A 12861-nucleotide genomic window follows, 5' to 3' on the forward strand; every position below is an offset into this window, starting at 1 on the left:
AGTCGAGTGTGAAGAGGTGTACAATAAGTACTAAAGATGAAAGACTCACGCAGTAAGCTTCTTAGTTCACTGCTGAGGTGATAAGTTAGTTTGAAAGGGGATACATAGTTTTGAACGTAAATTATTTAGATCTACTGGCTAAGAAGTATGACACAGAAGAGAAAGTGGTAACGGAAATTATTAACTTAGAAGCAATTCTAAATTTGCCAAAAGGAACAGAACACTTTGTAAGTGATTTACACGGCGAGTATCAGGCCTTTCAACACGTATTACGAAATGGGTCGGGAAACGTAAAAGAAAAGATTAAAGATCTATTTAAGGATACATTATCTCAACAAGAAATTAATGAATTTGCGACGCTTGTTTATTATCCAGAAGAGAAGCTGAAGATTATTAAAGCAAACTTTACTCGCAAACAAGAACTACGTGATTGGTATACGACAATGATTAATCGCATGCTTGATTTAGTTTTGTATGCATCATCGAAGTATACACGTTCAAAGGTGCGTAAAGCACTCCCTGAGCAGTTTGCTTATATTATTGAAGAGCTTTTATATAAGACAGATGAATTTACAAATAAAGAGCATTACTATCATAAAATTGTGCAGCAAATCATTTCATTAGGACAAGCTGATAAACTTATATCAGGACTGGCTTATACCATTCAGCGGTTGGTTGTCGATCATTTGCATGTCGTTGGAGATATTTATGATCGTGGTCCAGAACCTGATAAAATCATGGAAACTCTTATTAACTATCATTCCGTCGATATTCAGTGGGGAAACCATGACGTTCTTTGGATTGGAGCTTTTGCAGGTTCGAAAGTATGCTTAGCTAATATTGTTCGTATTTGTGCACGTTATAATAACTTAAATATTATTGAAGATGCGTATGGTATTAACTTACGACCACTTCTAAACCTAGCAGAAAAATATTATGATGATAATCCTGCATTCCGTCCAAAAGAAAATGTAGGTTCGCAACTATCTGAGCATGAACGTTTACAGATTACAAAAATTCATCAAGCTATTGCGATGATTCAGTTTAAGCTTGAAATGCCAATTATTAAAAGACGTCCGTATTTCAATATGTCAGAACGACTTTTGCTTGAGAAAGTTAATTATGAAACAAATGAAATTACACTTGGAGATAAAACGTATCCTATTGAAAATGGATGCTTTGCAACGGTAAACCCTGAAAATCCACAAGAGCTCTTAGAAGAAGAGGAGCAGGTCATTGAGAAATTATTGTTTTCAGTTCAACATTCTGAAAAGCTAGCAAGACATATGAACTTTCTTATGAATAAAGGAAATCTCTATTTGAAATACAATGGGAACTTACTCATCCATGGATGCATTCCTTTAGATGAAGAAGGAAATATGGAAAAGATGGTGATTGAAGGCAAGTTTTATTCAGGTCGTCAACTGTTAGATGTGTTTGAGCAGTATTTGCGTTCGGCTTTTGCAGGCCCGGATAAAACGGATGATTTAGCAACTGACATGGTCTGGTATTTATGGACGGGCGAATATTCATCTCTATTTGGAAAACGAGCGATGACGACGTTTGAGCGCTATTTCATTAAAGATAAAGCAACGCATAAAGAAAAGAAAAATCCATATTATTATCTTCGTGAAAAAGAGGATATGTGCCGTCGAATATTAGCTGATTTTGGATTAAATCCAGATCATGGTCATATCATTAATGGTCACACGCCTGTTAAAGAGATAGAAGGTGAAAACCCTGTTAAAGCAAACGGTAGAATGATTGTCATTGATGGCGGGTTTTCAAAAGCATATCAATCACAAACCGGAATTGCAGGATATACGTTATTGTCTAATTCTTATGGCATGCAGTTAGTTGCTCATAAGCACTTTAACTCCAAAAAAGATATCTTATTGGACGAAGCTGATGTACTATCCGTTAAGCGACTAGTTGATAAAGAATTGGAACGAAAAATGGTAAAAGAAACAAATGTAGGTGAACAGATATTAGAAGAAATTTCAGTTTTAAAAGCTTTAAGAGATTATCGATATAGCTAAGAAATAGGCTTTGCAAGGTAACTTGTAAAGCCTATTTGTTTATGAAAACTTAATAGTTCGTTAATATTTTCACATAAATTTAACAGAAGGGTTGCAATTTATGTCGAAAGATACTATAATGAATGTTGTTAAGAGATAGCACAACTTCATTTGCGGGTGTAGTTTAATGGTAAAACCTCAGCCTTCCAAGCTGATGTCGTGGGTTCGATTCCCATCACCCGCTCCATACATATTGTGATCACAACGCAGTATCTTGTTTACCAAAAACAAGGTGTTGCGTTTTTTATATTTTTAGGGTTATAGTGAATAAAAAAAGACGTTTATCTAAATTAGATAAACGTCTTTGTGGTTAGTTGATAAGCGAATACGAAGCTTCTCCACCATGAATTTGTGTAAACATGGTGCTGAGAGATTCAGTTAGTTTTAAGGAGCTTTCAGTAGATAGAGAAGGTTTTAAGAAGATTATTTGAAGTGCTTCAGATGTCTGTTCAGAAACTGGAGCTCGGTTGGAGTCAACATAAGGACTTCCAAAAGGACCTTGTTCATCTGCTAATACAAGCTTATTGTATAGAGACACTTCTCGACCATTAATTGCAAGGTAACTTTCATCTTCATTCCCAAGTCGTAACGAAATGTCTCCATTTAAACAGCTTTTATCGTAAATGCCTAAAGGAACTTCGTACTGAAGGGAAAAGAAGTTATTTAAGTCTACAGCTGAATTAATTGTGGGTAAGTACGTTTGTTTTTGAATTCGACGAAATAATGCTTCAATGGATGGACGATATTTGCTTGGATCGGTTCCAAACTCCTTAAATATGCTTCTCCACTCCTTGATTCCTTCAAAAGAAGTGATGGTTCTATCTTGTAAATCAAAATAAATGGATTCTTGAAAGAGTCGTAACCTTCCTTTTAACATTTGTGGAGCTTCGCTTACTTCGATATTTCGATAATGAATAATACCTAGTTTAATATCATTATTTTTTTCTTTAATTTCTGGTGAAATGATAACGTTCATATAAAATACCACCTTTTCATTAGTGAGTTATGTATAGAGTAGAATTGTTCCAGTGAAAATGATAGTAAAAGCAATTCTACGCATTGAATTTTAAAGGAGAATAGCATAAATGGATTTTCAACAGTTAAAAAAAGAAGTGATTGCCTATAGTAAAGAAATAGGTATTGATAAAATTGGTTTTGCTAGTGCGTCAACGTTTGAGACGTTAAAAGATCGTTTATTAAGACAACAAGAATTAGGCTACGCTTCAGGGTTTGAAGAACCAGATATTGAGAAGCGTACGAATCCAACGCTTTTGGTTCCAAAAGCGAAGTCAATCATTGCCATTGCTCTTGCATACCCTTCTAAAATGCCTAATGCACCAAGAAGTACAAAGGAAGACCGAAGAGGCATTTTTTGTCGTGCTTCTTGGGGACAAGATTATCATACCATTTTACGAGATAGGCTCCAAAAACTTGAATCGTTCTTAAAAGAAAAAGTTCAAGGTGTTGAAGTGAAATCTATGGTAGACACGGGCGAGCTCTCTGATCGAGCCGTTGCCGAGCGAGCTGGGATTGGCTGGAGTGGAAAGAATTGCGCGATTATTACGCCGGAGTTTGGTTCATACGTATATTTAGGTGAAATCGTCACGAATATTCCATTTGAACCGGATCAACCAATTGAAGACCAGTGCGGTACTTGTAATAAATGTGTTGAAGTATGCCCAACAGGTGCATTAGTTACAGGCGGACAGCTTAATTCTCAGCGTTGTATTGCATTTTTAACACAAACAAAAGGTTTTTTGGTAGATGAGTTTCGAGATAAAATTGGCAACCGCTTATACGGCTGCGATACGTGCCAAACGGTATGTCCTGAGAATAAAGGTAAAGACTTTCACTTTCATCCTGAAATGGAACCAGATCCTGAGATTGCAAAGCCGAAGTTAAAGCCGTTATTAACAATGAGCAATCGTGAGTTTAAAGAAAAATATGGCCATGTATCTGGTTCTTGGCGTGGAAAAAAACCAATTCAACGTAATGCAATTATTGCACTTGCTCATTTTAAGGATGAAACAGCTATACCTGATTTAATTAAAGTAATGAAAGAAGATGTACGTCCTGTAATACGAGGAACAGCAGCTTGGGCCTTAGGGAAAATTGGAAACGATGAGGTGCTACCTATACTGGAACAATTAAAAGAAAAAGAGCAGGATGAGGAAGCCAAGCAAGAGTTTGAAAAGGGAATTGCGCTGTTAGTAAAGTCATAGAAGATGAAATTGTTGTGTTAAAAGGTAAGCTGTTCATCATAGCGTATAGTAAAAGCAGAGAAATGTGGTGAACAGATGCTAGCAAAGAAAAATGTCCTATATACATTGATGAAAGCCAAAGCAAATAGCTACGTGAATCAAGTAATCAGCGAGGACTTTAAGCCGTTTATCGAACAGGAATACGAGCTTAAGCAGTCTTTACTGAGAAAGAGAAAAGTAGAGGTTGTGAAGTGTACAGTTAAAGGAGCTATTCATGACGTTCAAAATGAAGATGAAGAGACAAAGGTTACTTATCAAATACACAAACGATTTTTATGTAAACAAGATGATTTATTTTACGTAGAAGAAGAGGTAGAAGAGCGGTGCGCATTGTTTTATAAAGATACGCTAATTCATGATAAATTGCTTCCTATTCATATAGATGAAATAGATGACTTAGAATTTAGTCTGGATGATAAGGAAGAAGTAGCTGATCGAAATGGGTACTATGACCGTCTAGCAGCGGTACAGTATGCAGAAACATATTGGAATACGCCTAATCCAGCTTATAAATACTTTGAGGTGAACTGTACGAATTACATCTCTCAGTGTTTACGAGCAGGAAAAGCCCCTATGAGAGGTCAACCTAATCGAAGTAAAGGCTGGTGGCTAAGTAAAGATAATTGGAGCTATAGCTGGGCGGTGGCACACTCGATGCACAGTTATCTCCAAAACTCAAAACAAGGGCTGCGAGCCATTAAAAAAAGCTCAGTTAAAGAGTTAACAATGGGTGATGTTATTTGCTATGATTTTGAAGGAGACGGCAGATGGAACCACACGACAATCGTTGTGGCAAAAGATGCAGACGGGATGCCTTTAGTTAATGCTAATACGTATAATAGCCGCATGCGCTATTGGGCTTATGAAGATTCGACAGCTTATACGCCAAATATGAAGTATACGTTTTTCCATATTACCGATCAATAAATATCCCTTTTGTTTTGAAAAGTTAATGGTATAATGATGAATAGATTTGTATTTAGAGGTGACTATTTTGGGACTACATGTTGTTTTATATCAACCAGAAATTCCAGCTAACACTGGTAATATTGCGAGAACTTGTGCAGCAACGAACACAACTTTACACTTAGTTCGTCCATTAGGCTTCTCGACGGATGATAAAATGTTAAAGCGCGCCGGCTTAGATTATTGGGATTATGTTGAGGTTGTCTATCATGATTCGTTAGAAGAAATTTTTGAAAAGTATCCAGAAGCAGCATTTTACTTCATCACTAAATTCGGAAAGAAGCCGCATTCATCCTTTGACTATAGCAATGTAGAAGATGATCACTTCTTTGTGTTTGGTCGCGAAACAAGTGGCTTACCTGATGAAATCATTGAAGCGAATATGGATAGATGCTTGCGTTTACCAATGACGAAAAACGTTCGTTCTTTAAACTTATCAAACACGGCAGCTATTTTAATTTATGAAGCGCTGCGACAGCAAGAGTACGGCGACTTATTAAGAGAAAATCCCCTTGATTAAGGGGATTTTCTTTTTTTTTACAAGGATGACTGTTCTATGTAGGTTCATTCTATTTGCGCTTTACCCCAGGCTTGTCATTATACCCAGCCGTAAAAATTGCTGATAAAAAAGCAAGTGATACTCCTAAAACCAATAGTAACCTCATGGATAGAGCCTCCTTTATTTTTCTGTCATGCTCCTCCTAATTATTATAGCTAATTCATGGCACGCTGTGAATCTTTAATGTAGACAAAATTCTGAATTTCTTAATTTAAAAAGCATGTTCAAACATTTTACTGCATAGATTGTATTAATCTTGTTCACTAGCACCAGAACTAGTAGGGGAGGTCCTTTAATGGATATATTAAAGAAAATTGAAAAATACCGTGAAGCAGAGAATCGACTTAAATGGGAAGGTACATTTGAAGAATATTTAAAACTAATTAAAGATGAGCCTTTAATTGCTCAGCCAGCGCATTCAAGGGTCTACAATATGATTAAAGATGCAGGAATTGAAGATGTCAATGGGAAAAAGCAATATAAATTCTTCAGTGAACAAATGTTTGGTCTAGAAGAATCGCTTGAAAGGCTGGTTGAAGAATACTTCCATCCTGCAGCGAAACGATTAGATGTCCGGAAGCGTATTTTATTACTTATGGGACCAGTTAGTGGAGGGAAATCAACGCTTGTTACCATGCTAAAAAGAGGATTAGAAGCGTATTCTTTAACAGATCGTGGTGCTGTCTATGCAATCAAAGGATGCCCAATGCATGAAGATCCACTTCATTTAATTCCACACCATCTGCGTCGAGACTTCTATGAAGAGTATGGCATTCGAGTTGAAGGAAACTTATCGCCTTTAAATACAATGAGGTTAGAGGAAGAGTATGGCGGCAGAATTGAAGACGTTATTGTCGAAAGAATCTTCTTCTCTGAAGATAAACGTACGGGGATTGGTACATTCAGTCCATCTGATCCAAAATCTCAGGACATTGCTGACTTAACAGGAAGCATTGACTTTTCAACCATTGCTGAATACGGATCAGAATCAGATCCACGAGCATATCGATTTGACGGAGAGCTAAATAAAGCGAACCGAGGAATGATGGAGTTCCAGGAGATGTTAAAGTGTGATGAGAAGTTCTTATGGCATTTATTATCTCTTACCCAAGAAGGGAATTTTAAAGCAGGACGATTTGCTTTAATTAGTGCAGATGAATTAATCGTCGCACATACAAATGAAACGGAGTATCGCTCCTTTATTTCGAATAAGAAAAATGAAGCCTTGCATTCACGTATTATCGTCATGCCGGTTCCATATAACTTAAAGGTTAGTGAAGAAGAGAAAATCTATGAAAAAATGATTCGAGAAAGCGACGTATCGGATGTGCATATCGCACCACATACGCTGCGCATTGCTTCCATCTTTACAACGCTAACAAGATTAAAAGAGCCTAAAAAAGGCGATATTGATCTATTAAAGAAAATGAGGCTATATGATGGCCAATCTGTTGAAGGTTACAACGATGCAGATGTGGAAGAGTTGAAGAAAGAACATTCGGATGAAGGTATGAGTGGAATCGATCCACGTTATGTAATTAACCGTATTTCATCAACCATCATTCGAAAAGATATTAAATCAATTAATGCGTTAGATGTATTGCGTTCACTAAAAGAGGGGTTAGATCAGCATGCATCTATTTCAGCAGAAGACCGTGAGCGCTATCTAAACTACATTTCATTAGCACGTAAAGAATATGATGAAATCGCGAAAAAAGAAGTTCAAAAAGCATTCGTATATTCATATGAAGAATCAGCGAAGACGCTGATGGAGAACTACCTCGATAACGTTGAGGCATATTGCAATAAAAACAAGCTGCGCGATCCGTTAACAGGGGAAGAAATGAATCCAGATGAAAAGCTAATGCGCTCAATTGAAGAGCAAATTGGCATTTCAGAAAATGCGAAGAAAGCGTTCCGTGAAGAAATCTTAATCCGTATTTCTGCGTATGCTCGTAAAGGGAAACGCTTTGACTATAATTCGCACGAGCGTTTACGTGAAGCTATTCAGAAAAAATTATTTGCGGACTTAAAAGATGTAGTGAAAATTACCACATCAACGAAGACACCAGACGAACAGCAGCTGAAAAAAGTAAATGAGGTAGTTGCTCGCTTAATTGATGAGCATGGCTATAATTCCGTTTCAGCGAACGAACTTTTACGCTATGTAGGAAGCTTATTGAATCGATAAAGAATGATAAAAAACATGGCACCGCTGATATGTGCCATGTTTTCTTTATCTTTTATATTAGCAAAATAGGCATTTATCTCATTCACAGTAGATGCTTTTTCATATGATAGTGTACAGCCGGGCTTTTTAAAAGCCGAAGCTAAATTAATTAGCAAGTATACCATTTTGAGACATAGGATAGAATAACCAACCTTTCAAAAGCAGCTTGAACAAGGAGGGGAAATACGTGGGTAAAGAGATTGATAAGAGTTTTGCGATTTCCAAGGAAGACTGGTCCCTCCACCGTAAAGGTCATGACGATCAGAAGCGACACCAAGAAAAAATCCAAGAAGCGATAAAGAATAACTTACCGGATTTAATTACAGAAGAAAACATTGTCATGTCAAATGGGAGAGACGTTGTTAAGATTCCAATTCGTTCATTAGATGAGTACAGAATTCGCTATAATTATGATAAGAATAAACACGTTGGCCAAGGGGATGGTGAAAGCAAAGTAGGAGATGTTGTAGCCAGAGATGGATCTGGCGGTGATGGAAAAAAAGGTGCTGGCAAAGGTCAAGGTGCAGGTGATCAAGCTGGAGAAGATTACTTTGAAGCAGAAGTATCGCTCATGGAGCTACAAGAAGCACTGTTTGCACAGCTTGAACTTCCGAATTTACAGCGAAAAGAATCTGATAACATTGTTGTTGAACACATCGAATTTAATGATATTCGACGTACTGGCTTGATGGGGAACATTGATAAAAAGCGCACGATGATGTCTGCGTACAAGAGAAATGCAATGACTGGTAAGCCTGCATTTCACCCAATTTTCCCTGAAGATTTAAAGTTTAAGACGTGGAATGAAGTAACAAAACCTGAATCAAAAGCAGTTGTGCTTGCGATGATGGATACAAGTGGGTCTATGGGGATTTGGGAAAAGTATATGGCGAGAAGTTTTTTCTTTTGGATGACTCGCTTTTTACGAACAAAGTATGAAACTGTCGAAATTGAATTTATTGCCCATCATACAGAAGCCAAAGTTGTTTCAGAAGAAGACTTTTTCTCTAAGGGAGAAAGCGGTGGAACTATTTGTTCATCAGCTTACCGTAAAGCACTTGAATTGATTAATAAAAAGTACGATCCTAGCCGTTATAATATTTATCCATTTCACTTTTCAGATGGCGACAATTTAACATCCGACAACGCAAGGTGTGTTAAGCTTGTAAATGAACTAATGAAGGTTTCTAATATGTTTGGATATGGAGAAGTAAATCAATACAATCGTCATTCGACTTTAATGTCTGCATATAAGAATATTCAGGATGAACAGTTCCGCCATTTTATTCTTAAGCAAAAAGCAGATGTATTTCATGCGATGAAAAGCTTTTTTAGAAAAGAGCCAGAAGGAACAAAATATGCATAAGGTATCACTTAAGAAGCCACTTCTATACAAGAAGGGGCTTCTTGTAGTTGACAGCTATTCGTCTCCGTTATATAGTTTATGTAGTTAAACTATTTAAGTATATAAACTAGGAGTGTCTAAATGGAACAAGCTGATAATATAAAAAAAGCTATTTCTATATTTAATAAAGTAAACGATTATTTAATGAAGACGTACTTTTCTTCGCTAATTAATGATATTACGCCAAAGCAATTTAATGTGCTGAGGTCAGTTTATGATATGCAACCTGTAAACGTGCAAACGATTGCGAAAAAATATAATTTGTCAATGAGCTCTGTTAGTCAGCTTATTACTAAATTAGAAAAAGAAAGTTATTTGCATCGAGAACTTAATCCTGAAAATCGTCGGGAAATCCTTTTAACGCTTGGTCCTAAAGGACAGGAATACTTTGATGAATATGAGCGAATTGATCAATTTATTATAGAGCGCTACTATTCCCATTTATCTATGGAAGAAACACAGCAGCTAAAAGAAATTGCTAACAAGCTTTATCGAGTCGTAACAGGAGAAAACAGCGACAAATGAATGCGGATATCCAAGAAATTACGGTTCAGCTATTCGAAAGCTATGATAGTATTGCATTTATACTAAGTATTTTGTTGAATGTGCTCATTAGTATTGCTGGTGTTTTACCAAGCGTATTTTTAACAGCAGCTAATTTGGTTGTTTTTGGTTTTTGGGAAGGAATGGTTATTTCGTTTATTGGAGAATCAGTTGGAGCAGTTGTTTCGTTTTGGCTCTACCGAAAAGGTTTTCGAAAGCTAACTGCTCATAAGCGGTTGTCTTCTCCTAAAATTCAACAGCTTTTACATGCACGGGGAAAAGAAGCATTTCTACTTATTCTTTCTTTGAGACTATTACCTTTTGTCCCTTCAGGACTTGTTACATTTATTGCGGCTATTGGAAAGACTTCTTTAGGGATTTTTATTTTAGCAAGCTCAATTGGGAAGCTTCCTTCAATTCTTATTGAAGGCTATTCTGTTTATCAAGTCATGAACTGGACAAGTACTGGGAAGGTATTGATTTCTTTCATAGGCTGCGTACTTATCATACTTGTAGTTCGAAAACTTTATGCAAGGTCTGCCATATGAAAGGAATGTTATAGGAAATGATTAATCAAATAGCAAAGCAAATCATTGAAATATTACCGCAAAATGCGATTTCACGTGGAGTAGGGGTGTTAGGACGCTCAAGCATTAGTAGATATATCATCAAGCCATATAGCAAAATTTATAAAATTAATCTAGATGAAATGGAACAATCTTTAGGCTCTTATCCTAATTTCACTGCATTTTTCACGAGAAAGCTAAAAGCAGAAGCCCGAGAAGTCGCAGCCGATCCATATACTCTTTCCAGTCCAGTAGATGGAAAAGTAGCAGAATATGGCGATATTAAGGAAGGAACTCTTATTCAAGCAAAAGGGATTGATTATCGAGTAGAGCAGCTGATTGGGTGTACGAAAGAAGAAGCTGAAAGGTTTGACGGTGGAACTTTTTTAACCATTTATTTAAGCCCTAGCGATTATCACCGCATTCATATGCCGCTTTCAGGAGCGGTCACAAAAGCAACATATTTACCAGGACGTTTGTTCCCGGTTAATCGTATCGGAGTCGAGCATGTTCCCGGGCTATTCACAAAAAACGAGCGATTGATCACATATGTGGATACGCAAGCTGGAACAATAGCGCTTGTTAAAGTAGGCGCATTTATTGTTGGAAGTGTCCGGGTACCATACGGAAATCATACGACTAATGTAAAGAATGGAAAATATTATACGACATCTGTTAACGATACCTTTTATGAAAAAGGAGAAGAAGTGGGGTTATTTGAGTTTGGCTCAACGGTAGTCCTTTTGTTCGAAAGAGATAAGGTAAAGCTAACGAATACATTGGAACGTGGAACAAAATTAAAATATGGGGAACCGATTGGAACGTATAAGTCAGGAGATTTGGGATAAACACCAAATCTTCTTTTTTATGTTTAAATTACATAATCTTTCTAAATTTAGAAACACTGAAAGTATAACTATTTAGAATTGAGGTGGATTTGATGCTGATTAAACGTTATCCCAAAAAGAAAAAACAAAAGCAAGCAAGCGTACCAAAGCAAGATCCAGCATCTATCAACATTCCGCTCAAACTAACAATTGAAGAAAATAAAAAGTATATTCAAGAGTACTTAGACTATACAAGTGATTTAGGCGAGCGCTGGCTAACTTTTAATGGTAAAAAAGCGCTTTTAATGTATTTTGTACCGCTCATGGATTCGGTGAAATTAAACGAACATGTAATTAAACCAATGCTTCTTGAAAAGGAAGGAGACCCAAAAGAGGTTATTCAAATCGGTTCCGTTAACGAATCTCAGGATTTGCATGAAATCATTACGTTGCTCTGTCGCGGAGGAGCTATTTTATTTCTTGAAGATACACCCATTTTATATGTAATTGATGCTACGCTTCCTGCATCTAGGGAAGTTAGCCAAGCAATCGATGAAAAAGTTGTGCGCGGTTCTCATGAAGGGTTTGTTGAAAATCTAGATAAAAACATAAACTTAATGCGTCAGCGTTTTTTAGATGGAAGCTTAATCGTTAAATACCTTGAAGTCGGTACAATTTCGCGCACGAGAGTAGCTGTTTTATACCTTAAAGGAATTTCAAATCCAGAATACTATGAAGAAGTATTTCGACGATTAGAATCAATTGACGTGGACGCTGTGGAAAGTGGCAGTATTATTGAAGAAGCGTTAGAAAATTCACCTTTCTCACCATTTCCACAGCTCCTTAATACAGAAAGGCCAGACCGCGTGATGGGAAATTTATTAGAAGGAAGAATTGCAATTATGACAGCAGGAAAATCATCCACAATTGTTGCGCCTTCTTGCTTTTTTACATTCTATCAATCACCAGAAGATTATAATACGCGCTCTTTGTACGGCTCTTTCTTTCGATTGTTGAGGATCTTTAGTTTTTTTGTGGCAATCAGTCTACCAGCATTATATATTGCTACGATTTCATTTCACTAAAAGTCAGTATTACTGAGTTTACGTATGGAGAAGTTGGATCAGAAGATCTTATTAAAGAAATTGAAAATCATATTAACAAAAATGTTCAAAATAAAGCTGAGAAAGTTGTCGAAAAGCTTCAAAAAGCAAACTGTGATTTCTTAGAGGTAGGAAGAGAACTAATGGCTTACCACCCCGATGTATGGAAAGAATTAGAATGGAAAAAGGATTATGCTCAAATTGATATTAAACCGGATGTAACCGTTGAAGTGATTCATAGAGGAATCATTAATTAATTACAAGAGGCTGAGACGTAAGTATTTCAGTTAATGATATATCCCAACTATCACAAGTTAACTGCT

Annotated in this window: 12 protein-coding genes and 1 tRNA gene; 12 read left to right on the plus strand and 1 reads right to left on the minus strand. The window is 36.6% G+C overall.

What is annotated here, in order from left to right; genetic code table 11:
- Positions 1–110: 110 nt before the first annotated feature.
- Positions 111–2039, plus strand: coding sequence for a fructose-bisphosphatase class III (locus tag LZP85_RS01390; RefSeq protein ID WP_062686542.1), 1929 nt, complete (start codon positions 111–113; stop codon positions 2037–2039).
- 152 nt (positions 2040–2191) lie between these two features.
- Positions 2192–2265: transfer RNA gene (locus LZP85_RS01395), tRNA-Gly, on the plus strand.
- A 123-nt stretch (positions 2266–2388) separates the two neighbouring features.
- Here LZP85_RS01395 and LZP85_RS01400 read toward each other — a convergent pair.
- Positions 2389–3054, minus strand: coding sequence for a B3/B4 domain-containing protein (locus LZP85_RS01400; protein ID WP_076513359.1), 666 nt, complete (start codon positions 3052–3054; stop codon positions 2389–2391).
- Between the two features lie 109 nt (positions 3055–3163).
- Between LZP85_RS01400 and queG the strand changes: the two genes are divergently transcribed.
- From queG to LZP85_RS01450, 10 genes are all read left to right on the plus strand, one after another.
- Positions 3164–4300 carry a tRNA epoxyqueuosine(34) reductase QueG gene (gene queG / locus LZP85_RS01405; protein WP_025908456.1) on the plus strand — a complete coding sequence of 379 codons (1137 nt, stop codon included), beginning with the start codon at positions 3164–3166 and terminating at the stop codon, positions 4298–4300.
- Positions 4301–4375: 75 nt separating this feature from the next.
- Positions 4376–5266, plus strand: coding sequence for an amidase domain-containing protein (locus LZP85_RS01410; protein ID WP_206783038.1), 891 nt, complete (start codon positions 4376–4378; stop codon positions 5264–5266).
- Between the two features lie 58 nt (positions 5267–5324).
- On the plus strand, positions 5325–5825 hold the full coding sequence (gene trmL / locus LZP85_RS01415; RefSeq protein WP_119543911.1) for a tRNA (uridine(34)/cytosine(34)/5-carboxymethylaminomethyluridine(34)-2'-O)-methyltransferase TrmL: 501 nt from the start codon (positions 5325–5327) through the stop codon (positions 5823–5825).
- A gap of 334 nt (positions 5826–6159) precedes the next feature.
- Positions 6160–8055 (plus strand): PrkA family serine protein kinase, encoded by a 1896-nt coding sequence (locus tag LZP85_RS01420; RefSeq protein ID WP_025908459.1) that lies wholly within the window; start codon positions 6160–6162, stop codon positions 8053–8055.
- 226 nt (positions 8056–8281) lie between these two features.
- On the plus strand, positions 8282–9460 hold the full coding sequence (gene yhbH, locus LZP85_RS01425) for a sporulation protein YhbH (protein ID WP_025908460.1): 1179 nt from the start codon (positions 8282–8284) through the stop codon (positions 9458–9460).
- 120 nt (positions 9461–9580) lie between these two features.
- Entirely contained in the window at positions 9581–10024 is a 444-nt protein-coding gene (locus tag LZP85_RS01430) for a MarR family winged helix-turn-helix transcriptional regulator (protein ID WP_025908461.1), read from the plus strand.
- Positions 10025–10032: 8 nt separating this feature from the next.
- On the plus strand, positions 10033–10590 hold the full coding sequence (locus tag LZP85_RS01435; protein ID WP_119543912.1) for a TVP38/TMEM64 family protein: 558 nt from the start codon (positions 10033–10035) through the stop codon (positions 10588–10590).
- A gap of 17 nt (positions 10591–10607) precedes the next feature.
- Positions 10608–11456: an archaetidylserine decarboxylase gene (gene asd, locus LZP85_RS01440; RefSeq protein ID WP_119543909.1), complete on the plus strand. Its 849-nt coding sequence runs from the start codon at positions 10608–10610 to the stop codon at positions 11454–11456.
- A gap of 92 nt (positions 11457–11548) precedes the next feature.
- A complete protein-coding gene (locus LZP85_RS01445) occupies positions 11549–12520 on the plus strand; it encodes a spore germination protein (protein WP_119543910.1) in 972 nt (323 codons plus the stop codon).
- A gap of 50 nt (positions 12521–12570) precedes the next feature.
- Positions 12571–12795 (plus strand): Ger(x)C family spore germination C-terminal domain-containing protein, encoded by a 225-nt coding sequence (locus LZP85_RS01450; protein ID WP_234562220.1) that lies wholly within the window; start codon positions 12571–12573, stop codon positions 12793–12795.
- Positions 12796–12861: the final 66 nt, after the last annotated feature.

The organism is Priestia flexa (assembly GCF_021441905.1).
GTDB lineage: Bacteria > Bacillota > Bacilli > Bacillales > Bacillaceae_H > Priestia > Priestia flexa.